13 protein-coding genes, 1 tRNA gene and 3 pseudogenes are annotated in these 23,649 nt (G+C 52.5%); 12 read left to right on the top strand and 5 right to left on the bottom strand.

The genetic code is table 11. The features are described from left to right. The first annotated feature begins 56 nt into the window (after positions 1-56). Entirely contained in the window at positions 57-2,201 is a 2,145-nt protein-coding gene (locus tag BR86_RS0100900; protein WP_051684489.1) for a type 2 periplasmic-binding domain-containing protein, read from the top strand. A gap of 195 nt (positions 2,202-2,396) precedes the next feature. Here the strand turns inward: BR86_RS0100900 and BR86_RS0100895 are convergent, their stop codons facing one another. Further along, entirely contained in the window at positions 2,397-3,578 is a 1,182-nt protein-coding gene (locus BR86_RS0100895) for a MalY/PatB family protein (protein WP_031471136.1), read from the bottom strand. A gap of 108 nt (positions 3,579-3,686) precedes the next feature. After that, positions 3,687-4,835: a trans-sulfuration enzyme family protein gene (locus BR86_RS0100890; RefSeq protein ID WP_031471135.1), complete on the bottom strand. Its 1,149-nt coding sequence runs from the start codon at positions 4,833-4,835 to the stop codon at positions 3,687-3,689. A gap of 435 nt (positions 4,836-5,270) precedes the next feature. Between BR86_RS0100890 and BR86_RS0100885 the strand changes: the two genes are divergently transcribed. The 3 genes from BR86_RS0100885 (at position 5,271) to uvrB (ending at position 8,873) form a co-directional block, all read left to right on the top strand. Further along, positions 5,271-5,343: transfer RNA gene (locus BR86_RS0100885), tRNA-Gln, on the top strand. A 99-nt stretch (positions 5,344-5,442) separates the two neighbouring features. After that, positions 5,443-6,690 carry a PP-loop family protein gene (locus tag BR86_RS0100880; protein ID WP_075034384.1) on the top strand — a complete coding sequence of 416 codons (1,248 nt, stop codon included), beginning with the start codon at positions 5,443-5,445 and terminating at the stop codon, positions 6,688-6,690. 188 nt (positions 6,691-6,878) lie between these two features. Beyond that, positions 6,879-8,873 (top strand): excinuclease ABC subunit UvrB, encoded by a 1,995-nt coding sequence (uvrB, locus tag BR86_RS0100875; RefSeq protein WP_031471133.1) that lies wholly within the window; start codon positions 6,879-6,881, stop codon positions 8,871-8,873. Positions 8,874-8,992: 119 nt separating this feature from the next. Here the strand turns inward: uvrB and BR86_RS14930 are convergent, their stop codons facing one another. Then, positions 8,993-9,922 (bottom strand): DUF5688 family protein, encoded by a 930-nt coding sequence (locus tag BR86_RS14930; protein WP_051684488.1) that lies wholly within the window; start codon positions 9,920-9,922, stop codon positions 8,993-8,995. A 1,886-nt stretch (positions 9,923-11,808) separates the two neighbouring features. On the opposite strand from BR86_RS14930, the gene BR86_RS0100855 reads away from it, so the two are divergent. From BR86_RS0100855 to BR86_RS0100835, 5 genes and pseudogenes are all read left to right on the top strand, one after another. Continuing rightward, positions 11,809-12,780: a transporter substrate-binding domain-containing protein gene (locus BR86_RS0100855; protein ID WP_031471130.1), complete on the top strand. Its 972-nt coding sequence runs from the start codon at positions 11,809-11,811 to the stop codon at positions 12,778-12,780. A 131-nt stretch (positions 12,781-12,911) separates the two neighbouring features. After that, on the top strand, positions 12,912-13,946 hold the full coding sequence (locus BR86_RS0100850) for a uroporphyrinogen decarboxylase family protein (protein WP_031471129.1): 1,035 nt from the start codon (positions 12,912-12,914) through the stop codon (positions 13,944-13,946). A gap of 38 nt (positions 13,947-13,984) precedes the next feature. Further along, positions 13,985-14,614: pseudogene (locus BR86_RS0100845) on the top strand (amino acid ABC transporter permease); the annotation flags it as partial. Between the two features lie 88 nt (positions 14,615-14,702). Next, on the top strand, positions 14,703-15,416 hold the full coding sequence (locus BR86_RS0100840) for an amino acid ABC transporter permease (RefSeq protein ID WP_031471127.1): 714 nt from the start codon (positions 14,703-14,705) through the stop codon (positions 15,414-15,416). Positions 15,417-15,489: 73 nt separating this feature from the next. Next, positions 15,490-16,245, top strand: a complete 756-nt coding sequence (locus tag BR86_RS0100835) for an amino acid ABC transporter ATP-binding protein (RefSeq protein ID WP_031471126.1) — start codon at positions 15,490-15,492, stop codon at positions 16,243-16,245. 90 nt (positions 16,246-16,335) lie between these two features. Here the strand turns inward: BR86_RS0100835 and BR86_RS0100830 are convergent, their stop codons facing one another. Together BR86_RS0100830 and BR86_RS16535 are read right to left on the bottom strand one after the other, a co-directional pair. Further along, positions 16,336-17,247, bottom strand: coding sequence for a radical SAM protein (locus BR86_RS0100830; protein WP_031471125.1), 912 nt, complete (start codon positions 17,245-17,247; stop codon positions 16,336-16,338). 27 nt (positions 17,248-17,274) lie between these two features. Beyond that, positions 17,275-17,727, bottom strand: a pseudogene (locus BR86_RS16535) (DNA-deoxyinosine glycosylase); the annotation flags it as partial. A 317-nt stretch (positions 17,728-18,044) separates the two neighbouring features. On the opposite strand from BR86_RS16535, the gene ftsH reads away from it, so the two are divergent. From ftsH to uvrC, 3 genes and pseudogenes are all read left to right on the top strand, one after another. Further along, on the top strand, positions 18,045-20,357 hold the full coding sequence (ftsH, locus tag BR86_RS0100825) for an ATP-dependent zinc metalloprotease FtsH (RefSeq protein WP_081843944.1): 2,313 nt from the start codon (positions 18,045-18,047) through the stop codon (positions 20,355-20,357). 132 nt (positions 20,358-20,489) lie between these two features. Then, positions 20,490-20,723: pseudogene (locus BR86_RS16530) on the top strand (DUF1653 domain-containing protein); the annotation flags it as partial. A 981-nt stretch (positions 20,724-21,704) separates the two neighbouring features. Further along, entirely contained in the window at positions 21,705-23,633 is a 1,929-nt protein-coding gene (gene uvrC, locus BR86_RS0100815; RefSeq protein WP_051684487.1) for an excinuclease ABC subunit UvrC, read from the top strand. The last annotated feature ends 16 nt before the right edge of the window (positions 23,634-23,649 follow it).

Raw genomic sequence — 23,649 nt, 5'->3', positions numbered from 1 at the left:
TGAATTCACAGGGATACCGCTCATTACGGAAATATTGAGATGAGGGAGGACTTGCGATGAGAAAATGGCTGAAATGTGCCGGACCGCTTCTTGCAGCCGGCATACTGGGCGGTTGTCTCGGCGTATCGGGTCCAAAGGCTTTGAACATGACGATGCCTGTGACACCGGACCAAACGGAAAAACAGAGTTTACAGGAGCTTCCGGAAAAACTGACTTATGCGAATGGCACCGTTCTCAGGATGGCGACCGGTTATAATTCGAGGCAGACCGGACTCAGTTTTGATAAGGAGACAGCCGGGGACGGCGTGACGCTGGCCGACGGCGTTACCTATCACGCCGGTGATCTGAAGCCGACCTGGAAAGAACTGGAGAAACGGCTGCAGATCCGGATTGAAGATAAGTATCAGGGAAACAGTTCCGGAATGGAACTTGCTTTCTGGAAAGACCGGATGGATGAGATCGATATGGTCAGCGGTTCCACGGACAGCCTGACCGAATACGGAGAGGCGGGCAGGCTGATTGACCTGTCCAAATATCTTTCACTGATGCCGAATCTGAGAGACTATCTGGAGAAGAATCCGATCGTGCGGCTCTCCATAACCGGAAATACCGATATCGGATCCTTTTATGTCGCACCGTATTCGGACGGTCACGACGACGTCGAACGGATGCCGCTGATGCGGACGGACTGGATTGAGAAACTTCTGGACGGAGAGGGACCGTTCGAAGCGGAAATCTGCGGCAGAACCGGGAAGTGTTATTATCAGCCGTATATGCCCATTTCCGGGAAAAAGGTGGTCTACGTCGTGACGCCGGACGGCTCAGACGTCGAAAAACTGGTCAAGGATTATGAAGCAGGCGGCAATATCATCCGGAGCATGAACGCCGTCGGATCGATGTCGGGAGTAAGAGCGGTCAATATGTTCCGCAATTACATTGACCGCACATATCACGGTTATTACGGAAGCAAACGATCGGATCTGTTTGCCGGACAGAATGCGGCCTGGGATGCGGATGAGCTGGTTGCACTGCTCCGGTGTGTGAAGGCCAATGCGTATACGCTGAACGGAACAGCCTCCGTGCAGGGGATTTTCACCCGCGATGACGGCAATAACCAGCGCAGGGATGACATGTACCGGCTCGCGGGGCAGCTTTTTGGCGTGAGAGGCATGGAGGCATGCCAGGACTATCTCTATATTGATGTCTATGGACGGCTTCGCGACGCGCGTCAGGAGCCGGATTCCTATCGCGCGCTCGGACGGATGCATGATCTGCTGAGCGAAGGTCTGCTGTCGGAATCATTTGCGAACAAGCGTCCCATGACCAGTGAAGAAATGCTCCGGAATGATCAGGGCTTTATGCAGTATGATTATAACCAGACCCAGACGGTATACAATGAGACGGTTCTTCAAAAAAATGCGGGAGAGCAGTATATGGCGGTGCTGTTGCCGATTTCCAGCTGGCAGGATAGCGTGAACGGGAACAAATATATGCGTTTCACGGAATCCTGGCGGAGCGTGAAGCAGATTGGATGGGCGATATCCGCGGAGGGAGTGAAAGACCATCCGGACCGTCTTTGTGCGGCATTAAAACTGATTGATTACGCTTACAGCCCGGGAGGGAAGATTCTGATGTCCTACGGACCGGATGAATTTATCAAGCGGGCAGAGGACGGAAGCACCATGCTGTTTTCCTTCCGGGGGGAAATGATGCCGGAGATTTCCGACGCGACATACAATGAGCTGTGGACGCGTTCCGGCGGCAATTATACGGATTACTGCCGGCGTTACCTCGGATCCACACTGAGTTTTGAGAAGAGCCAGGCATTTGAGTATCAGTGTCTGAGCAGTGTCGGCAAAAAAGGCGCCGACCAGATCTCGGCGGCCATCTCGCTCGGTGTGATCAAACATCCGGAGCTGGAGATCACGAGCAATCCATGGTATACCTCCGTTCCGACGGTATTTCCGGCCACGAAGAGGGAGCTGGATCTTCTCAGCATCCATAAAGAACTGGAAGATTTATTCTCTCAGAGTGAAAACGGGGAGAACCGGTTTGTCGATGTGATCATTGACGGATTCGGCGATAAAAACGCGGATCAGCTTGCGGCCGAGATCCGGAGAGAAGGCGGTCAGGAATATCTGGAGGTCAAGCAGCAGACATGGACCAGACTTCAGACCGGCACATTGGGAAAGACGGAGTGAAGGGATGGAAGCTGAGAATCCGAACGCAAAAAGAGTCGAAACCCGCTTCGCGGTTTTCGGGTGTTTAGCGGCAGTCGATAGGGCCTCACCGGGGCGCGTGGCTTTGGTGAGTTAGACACATAAATGAGAGGGGCATCGTACCAAGGGATGAGTACGATGCCCCTCTGAGATTATGTTCAGGATCAGTGTTCAGGGTCAGGAGCGAAGTGTACGGATCGCGCCTTCCAACTGCGTCAGCGCCTTCTCCAGCAAGCTGCGCGGGCAGGCAATGTTGAAGCGCTCAAAGCCTTCGCCTTCCGGGCCGAACATCGCGCCGCTGTCGAGCCAGAGCTTTGCCTTCTCGCGGATCAGCGTCTCGAGCGCTTCCTCTGACAGGCCGAGCTCCCGGAAGTCCACCCATACGAGGTAGGTTCCTTCCGGTTTCATGATACGGAGCTCCGGAAGCCGTTCTTCGATGAAGGACTCCATGAATGTCAGGTTCTCCAGAAGATAGGCGGTCATCTGCTGATACCATTCTTCGCCTTCGGAATAGGCGGCTTCACACGCCGTCAGGCCGAAGACGTTCATCTGGCTGTATCCTGCGGCATTGATCTCACGGCGGAATGCGCGGCGCATCTCCGGATCGGAGATCAGAATGTTGGATACCTGTGTGCCGGCAAGATTAAAGGTTTTGGACGGAGCGGTGCAGGTCATGGTGATCCCGGCGAACCGTTCGTCGAGGGATACAAACACATGGTGTTTGTGACCCGGAAAGGTGAAATCGCAGTGGATCTCATCGGATACGACTTTAACGCCGTGTTTCAGAAGAATTTCACCGGCCCGGCGGAGTTCCTCCTCTGTCCAGACGCGGCCGCCCGGATTGTGCGGATTGCAGAGAAGAAAGAGCTTTACGTTGTGCTCCGTGATCTTTTTCTCAAAATCATCGAAATCAATCTCATAGTGACCGTTCCGTTCCATTAGCGGGCTGTTTATCAGGGTTCTTCCGTTACTTTTGATGGCCTCGGAGAACGGATAGTAGACCGGCTGCTGAATCAGAACGGAATCTCCCTCGTCTGTGAAGGCGCGGATAGCAGCGGAGATCGCAAAAACGACTCCCGGCGTCTTGATGAACCAGCGCCGTTCCGGCGTCCAGCCGTGATGCCGGGTAAACCAGTCGATGACGGCCTGATAATAGGAATCCGCCGGCTCGCTGTAGCCGTAGATTCCGTGCGCGGCGGTTTCCGCGAGGCGGTCGATGACCGGCTGCGCGGTCCGGAAATCCATATCCGCAACCCACATCGGAAGTTCATCCTCCTGATGACCGCGCTGTTTCCAAACATCGTATTTGATGGATTTCGTGTTTCTCCGGTCGATTATTTCGTCAAAGTTGTATTTCATGCTGCACCTCTTTTGGGGGCAGAGCGCTTCGGAAATCATTGGCTGAGCCGATACCGTCCGCACTGTGCCCGCGATATATCGATTGTCTGTCCTGTTGATTTCAGTTTCTCAGGAATTCATCGCCCGGTCAAGATCCGAGATCAGATCTTCTGAATTCTCGATTCCGGTACTGATCCGGAGGAATGTGTTATTGATTCCCAGCCGTTCCCGCTGCTCCATCGGGAGATCTTCGTGAGTCTGACACATCGGATAAGTGATGAGAGACTCAATGCCGCCGAGACTCTCTGCGAAGGTGAGAAGCTGAACATTCAGCAGGATCTTCCGGGCGGTCTCTTCGGAATCTACATGGAAGGAGATCATGCCGCCGAATCCTCTTGCCTGACTGCAGTGGAGGTCATGTCCCGGATGATCTTTCAGTCCGGTATAGTATACGTGTTTTACACGCGGCTGTGTGCGGAGCCATTGGGCAATCGCAAGGGCATTTTCCTGCTGGCGGTCCAGGCGGACGGCCAGCGTCTTCAGACCGCGAAGACACAGATAGCTGTCGAACGGAGACAGGTTGTAACCGGTGGACTTATAGATGAAGCGGATGCGCTCGGCCAGCTCCGGGTCTTTTGAGCAAACAAATCCGGCGAGAACATCATTGTGGCCGCTCAGGTACTTGGTTCCGCTGTGGACGATAATGTCGGCGCCGAAATCAAACGGTGTCTGGAAATACGGCGTCATGAATGTGTTGTCCACGATCAGGAGAAGATGATGCCGGTCGGCGATCTCACGCATTGCGCGGAGGTCGGTCACCTGCATGGTCGGATTGCTGGGTGTTTCGATGTAGAGCGCGCGGGTTTCCGGACGGACCGCCGCTTCCACGGCAGCAGGATCCGCGGTGTTGACAAACGAGAAATCAAGACCGTGCGGTCTTCCGATGTTGTCGAAGAGACGGAAGGAACCGCCGTACAGATCCTCGGAGCAGACAAAGTGATCGCCGATGGAAAACAGATCCAGGACAATGGAGACGGCAGACATGCCGGAAGAGGTGGCAACCGTATCGGCAGCGCCCTCCAGAGAAGAGATGATTTCTTCCAGATCACTCCGGGTAGGATTGCTGACGCGGCTGTAGCTGTAGCTCGAGAAGTCCCCGATCTTCTCATGACCGAATGCGGATGCCAGAAAGATTGGAGTCGGGATCGACCGGTAAGGGTGCTCCTTTACATTGGATTTATCGCCGTAAATACATCGTGTCTCAAAATGATATGCCATGCTGTCTCCTCCTGACGTCCTTCCATTGAGATGATTTGCGGAATCCATCGGATCGGCCGGACAGCAGGCCAAAGCTTCTGTTTGCGGGAAGCCGGGAGCCTTCCGGAATACCGGTAGGATATTCGCAAAAGGAATTACTACAATAACTATGAAAATTATAGGTAATTTATAATTGCTATGATTGTATTTGATTCGTCACATTTCGTCAAGAAGAAATATCCCGATTCAGAAGTCTGATTCGGAAGTCCGATTCGGAAGTCTGATTCAGAAGCCTGATTCAGAAGCCCGATTCAAAAGAACGGAGGGAACGCGAATCGTTTCTTTCGTATGTGTAAAACAAAAAATTACATCATTTAAAAAAATGCTTGACACTTTTCTATAGAGTGATATAATAACTTCTGCAGTCGGGCGACGCACCACTGCGAAACAGAATATTGGGCTATAGCCAAATGGTAAGGCAGCGGACTCTGACTCCGTCATTGTGAAGGTTCGAATCCTTCTAGCCCAGTGAGTGCCTCGGGATACATCCCGGGGCTTTTTCGATATCATAGGAAAATGCTTCGCATGTCCTGTAAATCGAAGATTACAGATGAATTGAGGTTGATCGATGAAATCAATTACAGTTGAAGAGTTGGAGAAGATCTCCGCAGAGCACCGGACGGTCGTGGATATCCGGAAAACGGAGGATTTTGCCGGCGGAACGATTCCGGGCGCCGTGAATATTCCGGCGGAGGAATTCCGAGACAGAAAAAATGAAATCTCCCGCGAATATCCGGTCTATCTTCTCGGTTATACCGGCCAGACCAGCGCCGGGTTTACCGACCAGCTCCAATCAGACGGATATGATGCGTTCAATATTGACGGCGGCTGGCGTTCCTGGCTCCGCCTGGCTCTGAAGCGGGAAACCGGATCGGATGAAAAACAGGAGCTTCACGCGAGAACCGCGGCGATCGAAAAGAGCATCATCACGACCTACCGCCGCTCCGTCTGGAGACCCTTTACCAAGGCTGTGCATGATTTTGAGCTGATCAAAAAGGGCGATAAGATTGCGGTCTGTATCTCCGGCGGAAAGGATTCCATGCTTCTGGCCAAGCTGATGCAGGAATTGCAGAAACACGGCAAGGTACATTTTGACCTGGTTTTTCTGTGCATGAATCCCGGATATAATGAGGAAAACTGGTCGATCGTACAGAATAACGCCAGAATTCTGGGCATTCCGCTGACATCCTTTGATTCCGAGATCTTCGATGTCGTCGCGGACATTCCGAAGAGCCCCTGCTATCTCTGTGCGAGAATGCGGCGCGGTTATCTCTATTCGAGAGCGAAGGAACTCGGATGCAATAAAATCGCGCTCGGACATCATTTTGACGATGTCGTGGAGACGGTGCTCATGGGAATGCTGTTTGCCGGAAAGTTTGAAACCATGATGCCGAAGCTTCACAGCAAGAACTTTGAGGGGATGGAACTGATCCGCCCGATGTATTTTGTTCATGAACACGATGTGAAAGCGTGGAGGGATTACAATCATCTTCATTTCATTCAGTGTGCGTGCCGTTTTACGGAAAACTGTGCGACAGCGGACAACGGCAAGGAATCCCGCCGTGCGGACATGAAAGCGCTCGTGGAGGAACTCCGCAAAAAGGATCCGAACGTCGACCGCAATATCTTTCACGCGACCACCAATGTCAGTCTGAAAACCATGATCGGTTATCATACGGACGAGTGGGAGTACAGCTTTCTGGATGACTATGATGAGAAAGACGCGGTGAAACCGGGCTTTTCCGTCCGCCGGGATGCCGTGGAGGAGATCCGAAAGGCGGCGGTACGGAAACAGGCTGATCCGGGTGAAGGATAAGGAAAACGTTCGGGCTAAGATTAAGGCAAACGTTCAGCCGAAGGAAGAGACATCACATCAGACAACACGGAAATTCTGAAAACGATCAGATCAGGCATTAAGGAGATTATCTGCCGCAGATCATGCAAAAGAACTGGAAACATACGGCAGAGCGATGGCAGAGTCCGCTTAAGGATAGGGAGGTTCCCATGGATCATTTTGTTCTTCACTCCGAGTTTTCGCCGACCGGCGATCAGCCGCAGGCGATCGATGCGCTGGTAGACGGCTTCAAAGAAGGAAATCAGGCGCAGACCCTTTTGGGTGTCACCGGTTCCGGAAAGACGTTCACCATGGCAAATGTGATTGCGCGGCTGAACAAGCCGACGCTCATCATTGCCCACAACAAGACGCTGGCGGCGCAGCTTTACAGCGAGTTTAAGGAATTCTTTCCGGAAAACGCCGTAGAGTATTTTGTGTCCTATTACGATTACTATCAGCCGGAGGCATATATTCCGCAGACGGATACCTATATCGAGAAAGATTCTGCCATCAACGATGAGATCGACCGTCTGCGGCATTCGGCCACAAGCGCCCTCTCAGAGAGAAATGACGTCATCATTGTCGCTTCGGTCTCCTGCATTTACGGCCTCGGATCGCCGATCGACTATAAGAAGATGGTCGTCTCACTGCGCCCGGGAATGGAAAAAGACCGGGATGAGGTCATCACAAAGCTGATTGAGATTCAGTACAGCAGAAATGACATGGACTTCAAGCGAGGAAGTTTCCGCGTCCGCGGCGACACCCTTGAGGTGTATCCGGCGTATTCCTCCGGTGAAGCGTACCGGATCGAATTCTTCGGCGATGAGGTGGACCGGATCGCGGCGATCGATTCCACGACGGGCGAGATCAAGTCCCTTCTTCAGCATGTGGCGATTTTTCCGGCGTCCCACTATGTGGTTCCGCACGATCAGATGATGCGGGCGACGGAAAATATTCTGGAGGAGATGAACGAGCAGGTCACATTTTTCAAGAGTGAGGACAAGCTGATCGAAGCGCAGAGAATTGCCGAGAGAACGAACTTTGACGTTGAGATGATGCGGGAGACCGGATTCTGCTCCGGCATCGAGAACTACACCCGGCAGCTCAATTTTGGAAAAGCGGGGGACCCGCCGTGCACGCTGATTGATTATTTTCCGGATGAATTCCTGACGATCATCGATGAGTCGCACATCACCATCCCGCAGATCGGCGCCATGTACAACGGCGACCGCTCCCGGAAAAGTGTCCTTGTGAAATACGGCTTCCGCCTTCCGTCCGCTCTGGACAACCGTCCTCTGAACTTTGAGGAGTGGGAAGGGAAGATCGATCAGATCCTGTTCTGTTCCGCGACGCCGGCGCAGTACGAGGCCGACCACGAGCTTCTCCGGACCGAACAGCTCATCCGACCGACGGGACTTCTGGATCCGGAGATCGAAGTCCGTCCGACAAAGGGGCAGATCGATGACCTTCTCGGCGAGATCCGGAAAGAGACCGATCATCACAACAAAGTTCTGGTCACGACACTCACGAAGCGCATGGCGGAAGATCTCACGGATTATCTGCGGGAGGCCGGCGTGCGCGTGAAATATCTCCACTCGGACATCGCTGCGCTGGAACGCGCCGAGATCATCCGTGACATGCGAATGGATGTATTTGATGTTCTGGTCGGCATCAACCTTCTGCGGGAAGGTCTGGACATTCCGGAGATCACACTGGTGGCAATTCTTGACGCGGACAAGGAAGGCTTCCTTCGTTCCGAGACTTCGCTCATTCAGACGGTGGGCCGTGCAGCCCGAAATGCCGATGGTCACGTCATTATGTACGCGGACTCCATCACGGATTCCATGCGGCGTGCGATCGAAGAGACCGAGCGACGCCGCACGATCCAGAAACAGTATAATGAAGAACACGGCATCACGCCGACCACGATCCGCAAAGCCGTGCGCGACCTGATCACGATCTCGCAGGCGGCGGACGGCATCACGAACCGGGTCGAGAAAGATCCGGAGAGTATGAGCATGGACGAGCTGAAGAAGCTCTCCGACAAGCTCACCAGGAAAATGCGTCAGGCAGCGGCAGAACTCAACTTTGAGGAGGCCGCAGCTCTTCGCGACCGCATCGTTGAGATCAGGAAAGTGCTGTTGGATCTCGAAAACGGCGGTTGAATATGTGACATCGCCTGTCTTGAAGTGAAACCAAAAAATGTATGCTGAAAACAGCTCTGACTGCGCCGGAAATGACGCGGCAGGGCTGTTTTCTGATTCGTGGAGCTCCCCTGTATTCTTCAGGCAACCGCGCACGGCATCATCTGTGCGAAATTTAGCGACTGCGCCGGAATCTCCGGACAGGTCGGCGCAGAGATCGTATTGTCCTTTCGATGGAAGAGATAATGGTGATCGGAAAGCCGTTCTTCCGGAGAAACCTGTGTCGCGTTGATCTCGCGGATCATCTTGTCCACGTCGTTCAGGCTCAATACCATCGAACTCGGCAGAAGCAGGATTTCGTGAATGCTCGACGGCAGAATCAACAGGTCCTCGCCGAGGGAGTCAGCAAAATTCTTCAGGAGATTCGGGTACAGGATAGCGGCTGCGCCGGATGCGGCCCAGGGGTTCGTCAGAACGTAGAGAGGAAGCGGATCGTCGACATTTTCAAGGTGAAGTTCCTCGTCCATCGAGTGAAGCGTCGGCGGGAAAAGCCGCACCGTGTTTTCCAACGCAAGCTGCATCAGCTCTTCTTCCGTGATGTCGAAATTCTGCAGATGACTTCGGTGAAGAACTGCCGTCATCCGCCGGTCTTCGTGCTCGCCGAGGCAAAGATACGGAATGATGGAAAAATCCAGAAAATCGATATGCGGAACATCCGCCAGAAACTCGGTGTTGCGGTCGCGGCTGACCAGACGGAGACAGGTATTGGTTCGAATGGTGTTCTCACTGGTCAGGTCCGGGATGGAAACCGGAAGCGGAGCCGGCGTCTCCTCTGCGGTACGGACGATCCGGTCAGCCAGTTCATCGACGGTCATTCCGTCCTCGCAGAGCGAATAAAGCGGTGTCAGATACACTGTCGGAGAAATGCTGCAGCCCGGTGTCAGAAAAGACAGACCGTCCAGACGGCAGCCGTTGTTCTTGAGAACCTGAATCGGCCGGACTTCACAGCGGTCCTTCATGCGGTCTGAGACAAGGGACAATAAAGTGTCGAGAAAGAATTCGTATTTCATAGATGAACCTCCAAAGACAGGAAGCAGGGCGCGTGCAGGTCGGGGGCACGCGAAAGAAATGTGTGGCGCGTGCAGATTGGCGGGCACGCGAAAGAAATGTGCGACATAACGGTCGCGGGCAGGCGCGGAACAGCGCCCGGATATTCTAACTATAGCACCCGTATGAGAGAAGTCAATGTGTACGGCGGAGGATGTTTGCGGCAAGGAGACAACCGGAAAAGCGTAGAAGGGAAAGAGTGTCAGAACGTCAAATCGGGAATTTCGCGTCCAACACAAAAATATATACAATTCAAATAAATTGTGTAAATATAATAATCGTGATAACAAGTAGAAAGATAATCTGAAAAATATTTGAAAAAAGTATTGACAAATGAAACCGCATTCGCTATACTTAGGTCAAGATAAGAGTTGATAGCAAAAAACCATACTAAAAAAAGAAAGGATGTGAGTCCGAAGTACAGGATAGTTCGTCTTACCAAAGATATAACGTTTATAAAGGTCAGGTAGAAAACCCAGAAGTTGGAAAAGGACAGATGGAAGAAGAGTAAAGATATTTCGTTAAGATATATTTACATAGATCGACCGATATAAACAAAATGGATAAGACAAGGCCAACAACTCCAGCAGACAGGAAGAAGAACACCGAACAATTCCAAGTATTGAACAACTGAACAGGATTCGGTTCATTAATATGACGAGAAAGTATTAGTGGGAAGAAGCGATTCAGAGCAATCAGGAAAGTAAATAAATCGATAGTTCGGCGATGTGGATAAAGGAGTTGCGAAGAGAAAACTGAATACAGCAAATTCTACGAGGTACAGACCATTGGATAATGTAGAACGATAGGGTATCGATAATTGTAAAGAAAGTTATCGATACCCTATTTTTGTGTGCCCAAAATCGGGAATGTAGACGGTTATTATGAAAGGTCATAATAAAAATCAAATTATTAGCAGAATATCAAGGCTGTATAAAGAAAACTTTTAATGATAGAGAAATCGAAGTTTTGTCTAAAATTGGGGTCTCCCCTCGCATGTGGGGAATATGCGATTTAAAAAATGATAACAAACGAGATAAAATAATAACAAAAGATGACAAAAACGGCAAAAGAATAACAAAAGATGACAAAAACAGCAAAAGAATAACAAAAGATAACAAGATAAGAAAATAATAACAAGCGAGGGATAAAAATGAAGATGACGGATTCTTTTCCGGGATTCCTATGATTTGATCTGGAAAAGTATCTCAGAGAGAGAAAAAGAACTGATTCGCTGTATATACAGATCAAAAACCGGAAAAACCAGTGATATCAAGGAACTGATGACCAATAAGGCAAATTACTCTGTTGTGAGAGAGCGGCTTATCAATAAACATATCATAGATGGCGGTACCAGAGGCTACCTGAGGATCAGGCTGCCGAGATTTGATCGATATATTGAACTTTGGGGAGACGAGTGATCTCGTCTCCTCTTTTTGGTGGAGCACTTAGCGACGCATATTTCACTTAGCAGCTATGCTGCTTAGTGAAATAGCGTGCTGAGGCTGGTGTTTTCGAGCTTAGTGCGTACCATGGAAATCCACTTGGCGACGCATGCGTGCTGAGGCTGGTTTTCTCGAGCCTAGTGGATTTGCTTCGTTTATGCGTGAAACATCTCCAAAGACCCGGATGAAAAGATCTGGAAAGTGTGATAAATAGCGTGTTTCCATACTTCCCCTGATCATATCAGTAATCCGATTTATAGTTACACTATTAGTGTATATAGTTTTTTTGTTGACGCCGGAAATGGTTTGTGATAATCTCCTATCCATAATCCTACTAAACAGATAGGAGATATAAAGATTAACATCCGAAAATAACGGGGAATGGGAAATGGAGGAACTGGCTGATGAAGAAAAACATGAAGAGAACAGCAGCACTTGGGCTTGCAGCAGCATTTACTTTAGGACTTGCCGCATGTGGAAGCAGTGCGGCAAACACAGCATCCACGGGGGCGGCCTCTGCAGGCGCCGCTTCCGCTGAGGCGACATCAAAGGCAACGGAAGCAGCCGCCGAGACGGTGAAAAGCGAGAATCCTTCCACCGGCGAAGTACAGACGATTCAGGTAGCACATACCAATTATTACAAGCCGTATGATTTCCAGACACCGGACGGCGGATCTGACGGATATGAAGTAGCGGTCATGAAAGCGGTCGACGAACTTCTTCCGCAGTACGAATTTAAATTCACTCCGACTACCGATGATGACCTTCTCGTCGGAGTCGAATCCGGAAAATACGATGTCGGAACCAAGGGCGTCTGGTGGACCGAAGCGAGATCGAAAACCTATGTTTTCCCGAAGAATTACATCGGTGCATCGGTTATCGGAATTCTGTTCCGGGCAGAGGACAAAGACAAGTACACCGATCTGGAGGCATTCGCGAAGGACGGAGGCAAACTTGTTCCGATCGCTCCGCAGAACGCGCAGTACAACATCGTAGAGAACTTTAACAAGAATCATCCGGATTCTCAGATCAAACTGGAAGCATCCGATGCCTTCCAGGTATCCGACGCATATCAGTGGGTAACCGAGGGCAGATATGACGCATATTTCGAGATTCGCACATCCTACGAGGCGAACATCGTAGGCGATGACGGCGAGTATCACGATTACGTCGACAAGCTTTCCTATGTACCGTATGAAGGCATCCCGACCTGGCCGCTCTTCAATAAGAACAATCAGGAACTGGCAGATGCATACGACGGGGCGATCGAAAAGCTGAAAGCAGATGGAACGCTGTCCAAGCTTTCCAAAGAGTATTTCGGATACGATCTGTTTGAACTGGTTCCGAAGGGTTACAAGAAGGGCGATCAGCTCTGATTTCAGTGAATAACCGGGGAGAATGTCCTGAAACAACATGGAATGAACAGGTAAATAAAAAGAAGTAAAAAGTAAAAAAGAGAAAAAGAAAAAAGAGAAAAAAGAACGAACAGGAAGAGGAGGACAACATTATGGCAGAGAATAAGAGACAGCTGGTACTGGATGCACTTGACAACAAGCCGGTAGAGAGAGTTCCGGTCGGATTCTGGTATCATTACGCATTTGACGCACTGTATGAGGACAGCCCGAAGATCCTTTCCAGAAACCTGGCAGGTCATCAGAAGTTCTTCGATGATTTCCATCCGGACTTTGTGAAGATCATGAGTGACGGATATTTCCGTTACCCGAACCCGACGGTGGATGCCGTGAAGACTGCAGCAGATCTGAGAAATGTCAAAGCGGCGGATCCGCAGGACTGGATCGACAAGCAGGTTCATCTGGTAAAGGAAGTGAACCGGAAACTGGATCACAAGCTGGCGACATTCTACAATGTCTTCGCTCCGGCGACATACCTGAAATGGATTCTGGATTATAACAATGCGATTCCGGGTTCCGGCACCAATTTTGTCGGAACGCTGTTCAATCAGTTCCTGAAGGAAGATCCGGAGGCGGTACGGATTGCACTCAGCGAGATCGCAAAGGATGTGAAGCAGCTGGCAGCGGCAGTGATCCGCGAAGGCGGCGCAGACGGCATTTACTACAGCTTCCAGAATATTCAGGGAGCGGGACTTTCCAAGGAGGAGTATCAGGAACTGATCGCACCGAGCGAGCTGGAAGTGCTGGAGGCTGCCAATGCGGCCGGCGACTACAACATTCTCCATATCTGCGGTTATGAAGGTGCGGTCAATGACCTGACAACCTATGTTGACTATCCGGCAAAGGCGATCAACTATGCGGCAACCGTAGAAGGGCTCAGCCTTGGCGAAGCGAAGAAGCTTTTCGGCGGAAGAGCGGTGATCGGCGGCTTCAACAATACAAAGGACGGAATTCTCTACAAGGGCAGTAAGGAAGAGATTCAGGATGAGACCAGAAGAATTCTGGAGGAGTCCGGCACAACCGGAATCATTCTCGGCGCAGACTGCACCGTTCCGGCAGATACGCCGGTTGAGCATTACCAGTGGGTAAGAGAGGCGGCAGAACTCTTTGTAAAAGTAAAGGCGGCGTAAAGAACAGGGAAAATGATTTGAGCAGGAGGTGACCATATATGAGGCCGTTTCATCCTTCATTTATTCTCACGGCGCTGGCAAGCATTCTGCCATATATCGGCGTGACGCTTGGAACCATGCTGGGAACGTGTTTTTTCGGCGGTCTGATCGGGCTGATTGTGGCGAGAGCGAGAATCCGGAACAGAAAGATTTCCAATGCAGTTGCACAGGCATATATCTATATTGTGCGATGCATCCCGTCCATTGTGCTGCTGTTCATTGTGTATTACGGGCTTCCGGAGCTGCTGTTATCGTTCGGTGTGAATATCAATGATTCGAGCAAATGGTTCTTTGTGATCACTACCTTTTCAATTTTGTTTTCCGCAAACATGGCGGAGGTGTTCCGCTCTTCCTATGAGGCGATCGATCCGGGCCAGCGCGAAGCAGCGCTGGCAGCCGGAATGAGTGAACTGCAGGCGTTTCGAAGAATTGTCCTTCCGCAGGCCGCAGTTGTGGCGCTTCCGAATTTCTGCAACGCGCTGGTCAGCCTGATGAAGGAAGGTTCCCTGTCCTACACCATCGGTATGATTGACGTTATGGGTCAGGGACAGCTGATGATCGGTATAAATCACGGCTCGTACGGACTGGAAGTATATATTGCGCTGGCATTGATCTACTGGAGTCTGACACTGATTTTGGAGAAGACGTTCGGAATGCTGGAGAGTGTTCTGGCGAGAGGAAAGAAGAGAAATCATCCGGAGACAGGAGGGAAAGAGCATGGAACTGAACACAGAATTTATCCTGCAGGCTCTGATGGAATCGATGAAGGGCATACCGACAACACTCATCATCACGATCGTGACCATGCTCCTGTCTTCGCCGATCGCGTTCTTCTTTGCCATCCGGCGGCTGGCCGGAGGGGAGAAAGGGAACCGGATTATTCGCGGCTACATCTCCTTCGTGAGAGGAACGCCGATCGTTCTTCAGATCCTGTTTTTTTACAGTCTTCTTCCGACCACGCTGAATCACGTGTTTAATACGATACTCGGACTTCATCTCCCTATTTTTGACATGAATCCGATCGTATATGCGTTTGCCGTTTTTACCCTGAACACGACGGCGGTTCTGACGGAGGTATTTCGGTCAGCACTGTTTTCCATCGGCCCAGGTCAGATGGAGGCGGCGCTTTCGGTGGGACTGACAACCGGACAGGCGTACCGACGGATCATTGTTCCGCAGGGACTGACGGCGGCGCTGCCGAATATCTGCAACACAACCATCAGCGTTCTGAAAAGCACATCGCTCGCGTACATGATGACCGTACAGGATATCATGGCGATTGCGAAGAAGGAAGCTGCATTTGGATACAACTACATTGAGGCATATCTGGTGGTGCTGATTCTCTACATCGTTCTTTGTACCGTGGTACAGCTTCTCTTCCGGGTGGCGGAGAAACGGATCTCGGCATTCCGGAGAACGTCTGTCGCCTGACAGATGTGGGATAATAGATGAAATGTAGGCTTATGTTCCGGTGAGGAACGAAAAAAGGAAAGGCGGTGCCGCTATGCTGAAATTGCACAATGTACACAAATCATATGGAAACAATGAGATTCTCAAGGGCGTGGACCTGGAAGTGAAGAAGGGAGACATCATTGTCATTCTCGGACCGAGCGGCTCCGGCAAGACGACCTTTCTCCGGACCATCAATTATCTGGAGCGGGCGGATCAGGGAACCGTGGATTTCGACGAGATTCACGCGGACCTGAAGAACGCATCGAAAAAGGACATCAGTGAAATCCGCAGACGGACCGGATTTGTGTTCCAGAACTACAATCTCTTTGCCAATAAGACCGCTCTGGAAAATGTAACCGAAGGCCTGATTGTTGCCAGGAAGATCCCGAAAGCGCAGGCGATCGAGACGGCGAAGAAAGCGCTGGAGAGGGTCGGCCTCGGCGACCGGTGCGACTACTATCCGTCCCAGCTTTCCGGAGGACAGCAGCAGCGCGTCGGCATTGCGAGAGCGATTGCATCGAATCCGGAGGTGATCCTCTTTGATGAACCGACCAGCGCACTGGATCCGGAGCTGGTCGGCGAGGTTCTCAATGTCATGAAGGATCTTGCAAAAGAGGGGGCAACGATGATTGTTGTCACCCACGAGATGAGTTTTGCGCAGCAGGCGGCGACGGAAGTTGTTTACATGGAAGGAGGCGTGGTGGTAGAAAAAGGATCTCCGCAGGAGATCTTCAGTCATCCGAAGGATGAGAAGACGGTTCGTTTTCTGAAGCGGATTCTCCGTCAGGATTTTGATTATGCGATCTGATGTTCATGTCATAGCAATCATCCAATGCAGTTACTCAAGCTCCCCGCAGAAGTGAGTGGACGGGGAGCCGAAGCCTGTTTGCGGACTTTGTCAGATTCCATCCAGTTCAAAGGGCGGCGTGTATTCTTCTTTCGCGCTGCTCTTTTCCTGCATAAAGCCCTCGGTCAGCCCCAGCTCGATGGCGGCGTCAATGACACGGTTGTATTCGAATGAGGTGATGCGCCGGCTGATTTCCCTGAAATCGGTACTGTGATAGAAGGGGGTGTACTGGCTCATAATGCTGATGAGGTATTTCCCCTTCGGGAGTTCGCCGGCGATCCATTCGAGCAGGCGGATCGAGTCGTCCCGGTGGGACGGAAGAACCATATGGCGGATGATCACGCCGCGCTGAAGCAGGGTAGTGTCATTATCCGTTTCAAATACCGGTTCGCCCGCAACCTCAATCATGGTGCGGATGGCTCTTGAGGCATATTCAAAATAGTTTTCTGCGCCGGAATATTTCTTTGCAAGATGCGGCGAGCAATATTTCAGATCCGGAAGCCAGACGGAGACATACGGTGCGAGAGCCCGGATGATCTCCGGCTTTTCATATCCGCCGCTGTTGTAAACCACCGGAATGGTGAGTTTTCCGCGTACCGCTTCCAGGGCTTCGAGGACTGTGGGCGCATACATGGCGGCGGTGACCAGGTTAATGTTGTGCGCACCCTTTTCCTGCAGTTCGAGGAAGATTTCGGAAAGACGGCCCGAGGAGACCGGTTTTCCAAAGCCTTCCTGGCTGATTTTATAGTTTTGGCAGAAACAGCAGCGGAGTGTGCAGCCGGTAAAAAATACGGTTCCGCTTCCGCGGCCGCCGCTGATGCAGGGTTCTTCCCACGGATGGAGCGCCGCTCTGGCCGCAACGGCATAAGCCGGACTCTGGCAGTATCCGCGTGTTTTCAGGCGGTCTACGCCGCAGTTGCGCGGGCAGAGGCGGCATTCGCGGTAGCTGAGCGTGCTCTTCAGATGGAAGGTCACCCGGCGCCATGCATTGACCAGATCGTCAAATTTCGAGGCGGCATTTGCCGGGCTCGTGGACGGAAGCTTTGTGGCCGGAATCCCGAGAACCGGCCGGATGTATTTTTCATACAGCTGATAGGAAGCGTTGCCGTTGGTGTAGATGGCTTCGATCCGGCTTCCGTTCAGGATGGGAGTCAGATCGTTCGGAACCGCATTTTTGATCGAACTGTCGCTGGAGGCGTGAATATCGCAGCTGGCGATGGTATCCCAAAGCGCGATGTGGTTCCGGTGGAGAAATGCGGTCTTTTCCTCGATCGTCTCCGGACAGGCCTCGCCGCAGAGGTGGGAGATGAGCTTCCAGAAGCGGTTTCGGGGATGCCCGTAGAAGAAATTGATCTCGCGGGATTTTACGGACGGAAACGATCCGAGAATCAGAATCCGAGAGTCTTTATCATAAATTGCCGGGAACGGATGCTCCACGTGCATGAGTTCATTTTTCGCCATAATCGGCTCCTTTCTTCCCGCAAGTATAGCATAGATTTCGATTGATTGTACGAAATCAGTTTGTTATAATCTATTTTATGCAGCTAACCGTGAAAATCGGCGAAACTGCTCAAAAAGGAGATAATGCCGACCGGAGAAAATTGTCCGCGGCGATATCTCGAAAGTAAGATACGGCGAAAAATACAGCGCGTACAGCGTTGACGGAGTACAAGTCTGAAAGAGTGCTTTCAGACTTTATTTAGCGGATCGGATGCGAGGCCGGATCAGGCCGGCTCATGCATGATCCTGGAGAATAAGATATGGACGAAAATAATCAGAACAACCGCGGGGGACGGGATCCGAAGAAAAAACAGAATTATACCGCATTGATTGTAACCCTTGTGTTCACGCTATTTATCGTGGGCGCGATGCACAGCTGGTGGCAGCAGAGCCGCTCGGAAATGATTCCTTACAGCCAGTTCAAACAGATGCTGAAGGACGGTGAGATCGAATCGGTTGTGGTCAGCAATTCCAAGATCACGATCACACCGAAAGAGGATTCGAAGAACGGCAAGAGTTCTGAACTGAGTGAGGGCGGAATCCTTGGCATGGAGTATTACACCGTGCCGATGTATGACCCGGATCTGGAGCAGACGCTGAGCGATTCCGGCGTGGCGCGCTATGAGCAGCAGGCGGTGGACCCGACGATGAGCATCATCAGTATGCTGATCGAGTGGATTCTTCCGATTGCGGTCATGATGTTCCTCTTCAATTTCATGATGAAGAAGGTCGGCGGTGGCGGCGGTCTGATGAACGTCGGCAAGAACAACGCCAAAGTATATGTTCAGCGGGCGACCGGCGTGACCTTTGCCGATGTGGCCGGTGAGGACGAGGCGAAGGAATCTCTGACCGAGATTGTCGATTTTCTGCACAATCCGGCAAAATATACCACCATCGGTGCGAAACTCCCGAAGGGTGCCCTTCTTGTCGGACCTCCTGGAACCGGTAAGACACTTCTGGCGAAGGCGGTTGCCGGAGAGGCAAAAGTTCCGTTCTTCTCCATTTCCGGCTCCGAGTTCGTCGAGATGTTTGTCGGCGTCGGCGCGTCCCGTGTGCGCGATCTCTTCAAGCAGGCGGCACAGCAGGCACCGTGCATTATCTTCATCGATGAGATCGATGCCATCGGCCGGAGCAGAGACAGCCGTATGGGCGGAAATGATGAGCGCGAGCAGACACTGAACCAGCTGCTCTCCGAGATGGACGGTTTCGACGCGTCCAAGGGACTTCTGGTTCTGGCGGCCACGAACCGTCCGGAGATTCTGGATAAGGCGCTCCTTCGACCGGGCCGTTTTGACCGCCGTGTCATCGTCGACAAGCCGGATCTGAAGGGCCGCGTATCGATCCTGAAAGTTCACGCAAAAGATGTCAAATTGGATGAGACCGTTGACTTCAATGAGATCGCTCTGGCTACGTCCGGCGCGGTCGGCGCGGATCTCGCCAACATGATCAATGAGGCGGCGATCATGGCCGTCAAAAATGGAAGAAAGGCAGTCTGCCAGAAAGATCTCTTTGAGGCGGTTGAAGTCGTTCTTGTCGGAAAAGAGAAGAAGGACCGCATCATGAGTCAGGAAGAACGCCGGATTGTGTCCTATCACGAGGTCGGACATGCCCTTGTCAACGCGATCCAGAAGGATGCGGAGCCGGTTCAGAAGATCACCATCATTCCGAGAACGATGGGGGCGCTCGGATATGTCATGCAGGTGCCGGAAGAGGAGAAATACCTCAATTCCGAGAAGGAACTCCATGCGATGCTGGTCGGCTTCCTTGGAGGCCGCGCCGCAGAGGAAGTGGTCTTCGGCAGTGTGACGACCGGTGCGGCCAATGATATCGAGAAGGCGACCAGTGTGGCGCGCCAGATGGTAACGCGCTACGGAATGTCGAAGAAGTTCGGCCTGATCGGTCTGGAGACGATTGAAAATCAGTATCTGTCCGGGCGTTCACAGCTGAACTGCAGTGACGCGACGGCGGCAGAGATCGATAAGGAAGTGATCCGGATCCTGAAAGAGTGCTATGCGGAAGCAAAGCAGATTCTCGGCGATCACCGGGAAGCACTGGATAAGATCGCGGCTCACCTGATCGAGAAAGAGACCATCACCGGCAAGGAGTTTATGAAGATCCTTCATCAGGTTGAGGGAACCGGAGACGAGGAGGAGAAGACGGAAGAGGATTCCGATATGACTCCGCGTCAGCAGGAAGCCGGCGAGGTTCTGCGGGAAATGCAGGCCGAGCACGAGGCGGCGGAAGCGAACCGTCTGAAATGGAGCGCTCCGGCGGACGAAGCGGAAGCTGCGGAAGGAGAAAACGGTTCGGCGGGTGATGCGACCGGTACGGATGCGGCTGATGCGGGCGCGGTAGAGATTACGGCCGAGGAAAGCCCGGCGGAATCCGACGCGACGGAAGCCGTGACAGAAACGGACGAAAGCGAAGTGACCGCGGCGGAAACGGATGGGGAAGAGACGACCACCGCAGAAGCGGATGAAAAAGACGTGGCTGCGGCGGATGCCGACACAGAGGACCGCAAAGACACCGCAGAGCATGTGGTAAATGAAGAGACACCGGATCAGAACCGGTAATCCATGAGGTGACATTACGTATTCTCCCGAGGCCGTCGGCCCCGGGGGAATATTTGACATTAGAGATAAAAAAGCAGACAGGACGGCGGAAACCGGCGCTTCAGGCCGGAAAATGCCGGAAGGAGGCAGACGATGCGCGAATGGCCGAAACCGGGCGAGCGTTACCGCCATTTTAAGAACAGGTATTATCAGATCATTGCGGTGGCGACGCATTCGGAGAGCAGGGAGAAGATGGTCGTCTACCAGGCTTTATACGACGACTTCGGAGTGTATGTGAGACCGCTCGATATGTTTATGAGTCCGGTTGACCGGAAGAAGTATCCGGAGGTGGAGCAGCACTGGCGGTTTGAGCGGGTGGCGGAAGTGCCCAACGGAATGGTCGGCGAGTACGCCGGAGAGGAAGCGGGAAAGCCGGCTTCAGAATCCGCGTTATCGGCCGTGGCAGCGGATCGCCGGATCAATTCCGAAGGAAGAAAGACAGACGTGCCGGCTGCGCAGACGGCGGCCCAGACAGTGTATGCAAGCGACACAAAAGATATAAAAGCCGCACCGGGCAACGCGTATGCCAAAGATACAAATGACGCAAAAGCCGCACCGGGCACAGCGTACGCCAGAGATAAAAATGACGCAAAAGCCGCACCGGGCACAGCGTACACGAAAGATACAAATGACGCAAAAGATGCACGGGATGCAGCGTATGTCAGAGATACAAAGGACACACAGGACGCACGGGACACAGGGAATGCAAAGGACACCCGCGGAGACATCTGGGAGAAACGGGGCCGGTTTGTGGGCGCAAAGATTCCGGTTGTCTCGAACCGGCACGAGATTATCGGCCGGGCAAACTATGTGACCGAGCGACGGACGGTTGCTTCGAAACCGGCGGCAGTACAGACGGGAGCGGGACGGCCTGCAGCGATGCAGGACGCAGTGGTACAGAACGCGGCAAGGCATACCGCGGCGATGCAGAATACAGCAGTAAAGACGGCGTCGGTACAGTCAGCAGCGATGCAGACGGAAGCCGGCCGGGACGCAGCGGCGGTGCAGAAGCCCCGGGAGACTGCCCGGACCGCATCGGAAGGGCAGCAGTCACTCAACCCGCTGTTCTATGACTTCCTGGATGCGGCGGATGTGGAAGAGAAACTTGCAGTTCTCCGGAAAATGAGCGGGATTGTGAGCGAACGGGAAGTCGTCGCGATGTGCGCGGCGCTCGACCTGGAATACACCGGTGCGGGAGTCGAGGATCAGCTGGATGCGATCCGGAAATACATCCTTCTGCAGCAGCATTTCGATGCACCGCATATGCGGTCCCGCGGATGAGAAACATATATAGAAAGACAGGGAAACATGGCATTTAAACCGGGATTTGTTCTGGAAGAGGAATTGAAGAAGCTCCCGAAACAGCCGGGCGTTTATATCATGCACGACGAGACGGACAAGATTCTCTACGTCGGCAAGGCGGTGAATCTCCATAACCGTGTCCGGTCGTATTTCCGAAAGATCGTGAACCGCGGGCCGCAGATCACCCGGATGGTTCAGCTGATCTGGTATTTTGAGTATATTGTGACCGATTCGGAGCTCGAAGCCCTGATTCTGGAAAATAATCTGATCAAGGAGCATCGGCCGAAATACAACACGATGCTCAAAGACGACAAGACCTATCCGTATGTAAAAGTGACGGTCAATGAAGAATATCCCCGGGTTCTGTTCTCACGCCGAATGATGCGGGACGGTGCGAAATATTTCGGACCGTTCACGGATTCGACGGCGGTGAAAGACACCATTGACCTGATTCATAAGCTCTATCACATCCGCAACTGCAGCCGCCGGCTTCCGGAGGACATCGGAAAAGGGCGGGAGTGCCTGTATTATCACCTTCAGCAGTGCGATGCGCCGTGCATGAACCGGATCTCAAAGGAAGAATACGGGGAAAAGGTCGCTGAGGCGCTGGCATTTCTGGGCGGCCGGTACGAAAAGGTGACGAGAGAACTCGAGCAGCGGATGATGGAAGCCAGCGACAATCTGGAATTTGAGAAAGCCATCGAATACCGGGAACTGCTCCACAGCGTGCAGGCGGTCGAGCAGCGGCAGAAGATCACCAGCCAGAGCATGGACGACCGCGACATCATTGCGATGGCAAAGGAAGATCTGGATGCAGTGGTGCAGGTGTTCTTCATCCGGGACGGAAGAATGATCGGCCGGGACCATTTCCACCTGACCGTTTCGGACGTGCAGGACAACGGGCAGATTCTGTCAAGTTTTGTGAAGCAGTATTATTCCGGAACGCCGTTTATCCCGCATGAGGTCTGGATTGAGCAGCCCATCGAGGACCAGGAGACGATCGAAGCCTATCTGAGCGCAAGACGCGGGCAGAAAGTGCGGATCGTGGTGCCGCAGAAGGGTGACAAGGAGAAAATGGTGGCGCTGGCGAAGAAAAACGCCCGCATGGTTCTGGATCAGGACAGCGAGAAGATCAAGCGCGAGGAACTCCGGACGATCGGCGCCATGAACCAGATCGGTGAGTGGATAGGACTGGCGGGACTTCACCGGATGGAGGCGTTCGATATCTCCAACATCAGCGGTTTTGAATCCGTTGGCTCCATGGTTGTCTTCGAGAACGGAAAGCCGAAGCGCAACGATTACCGAAAATTCAGGATCCGCACGGTGCAGGGACCGAATGATTACGCGTCGATGCGGGAAGTTCTGACGAGACGTTTTCAGCACGGCATTGACGAGGCGGAGGAGATCCGCAGAAAAGGAGGCGATGTCGCCTCCGGAAGCTTTACGCGTTTTCCGGATCTTCTGATGATGGACGGAGGCCGTGGTCAGGTCAATATCGCGCTGGAAGTGCTGAACGATCTGAATTTATCGATTCCGGTCTGCGGTATGGTGAAGGATGACCGACACAGAACGCGCGGAATCTATTATAATAATGTGGAGATTCCGATCGATACTCATTCTGAGGGCTTTAAATTAGTGACACGGATTCAGGACGAGGCGCACCGGTTTGCCATCGAGTATCACCGGAGCCTGCGCGGAAAAGAGCAGGTACACTCGGTTCTGGATGATATCCCGGGGATCGGCCCGAAGCGGAGACTGGCGCTGATGCGCGAATTCAAGACCTTTGAAGCCGTCCGCGATGCGAGCGTCGAAGAGCTGGCGAAATGCCCGTCGATGAATCAGGCATCTGCGGAGGAAGTGTACCGATTCTTCCATAAGGCAGACCCCGAAGCGGCGCCCCATGAGGTTGTGGAAATCCAGAACCGCGCAAACTGAAAATGCGGGCGGATAT

The organism is [Clostridium] aminophilum DSM 10710 (assembly GCF_000711825.1).
In the GTDB taxonomy this organism is placed as follows: Bacteria; Bacillota; Clostridia; order Lachnospirales; family Lachnospiraceae; genus Clostridium_R; species Clostridium_R aminophilum.
This window is presented reverse-complemented; position numbering and strand designations above follow the sequence as displayed.

What these genes read in the sequence shown, in the direction of transcription:
- BR86_RS0100900 (WP_051684489.1), top strand. Translation starts at nt 57, where the DNA reads ATGAGAAAATGGCTGAAATGTGCCGGACCGCTTCTTGCAGCCGGCATA.
- BR86_RS0100895 (WP_031471136.1), bottom strand. Translation starts at nt 3,578, where the DNA reads ATGAAATACAACTTTGACGAAATAATCGACCGGAGAAACACGAAATCC.
- BR86_RS0100890 (WP_031471135.1), bottom strand. Translation starts at nt 4,835, where the DNA reads ATGGCATATCATTTTGAGACACGATGTATTTACGGCGATAAATCCAAT.
- BR86_RS0100880 (WP_075034384.1), top strand. Translation starts at nt 5,443, where the DNA reads ATGAAATCAATTACAGTTGAAGAGTTGGAGAAGATCTCCGCAGAGCAC.
- uvrB (WP_031471133.1), top strand. Translation starts at nt 6,879, where the DNA reads ATGGATCATTTTGTTCTTCACTCCGAGTTTTCGCCGACCGGCGATCAG.
- BR86_RS14930 (WP_051684488.1), bottom strand. Translation starts at nt 9,922, where the DNA reads ATGAAATACGAATTCTTTCTCGACACTTTATTGTCCCTTGTCTCAGAC.
- BR86_RS0100855 (WP_031471130.1), top strand. Translation starts at nt 11,809, where the DNA reads ATGAAGAAAAACATGAAGAGAACAGCAGCACTTGGGCTTGCAGCAGCA.
- BR86_RS0100850 (WP_031471129.1), top strand. Translation starts at nt 12,912, where the DNA reads ATGGCAGAGAATAAGAGACAGCTGGTACTGGATGCACTTGACAACAAG.
- BR86_RS0100840 (WP_031471127.1), top strand. Translation starts at nt 14,703, where the DNA reads ATGGAACTGAACACAGAATTTATCCTGCAGGCTCTGATGGAATCGATG.
- BR86_RS0100835 (WP_031471126.1), top strand. Translation starts at nt 15,490, where the DNA reads ATGCTGAAATTGCACAATGTACACAAATCATATGGAAACAATGAGATT.
- ftsH (WP_081843944.1), top strand. Translation starts at nt 18,045, where the DNA reads ATGGACGAAAATAATCAGAACAACCGCGGGGGACGGGATCCGAAGAAA.
- uvrC (WP_051684487.1), top strand. Translation starts at nt 21,705, where the DNA reads ATGGCATTTAAACCGGGATTTGTTCTGGAAGAGGAATTGAAGAAGCTC.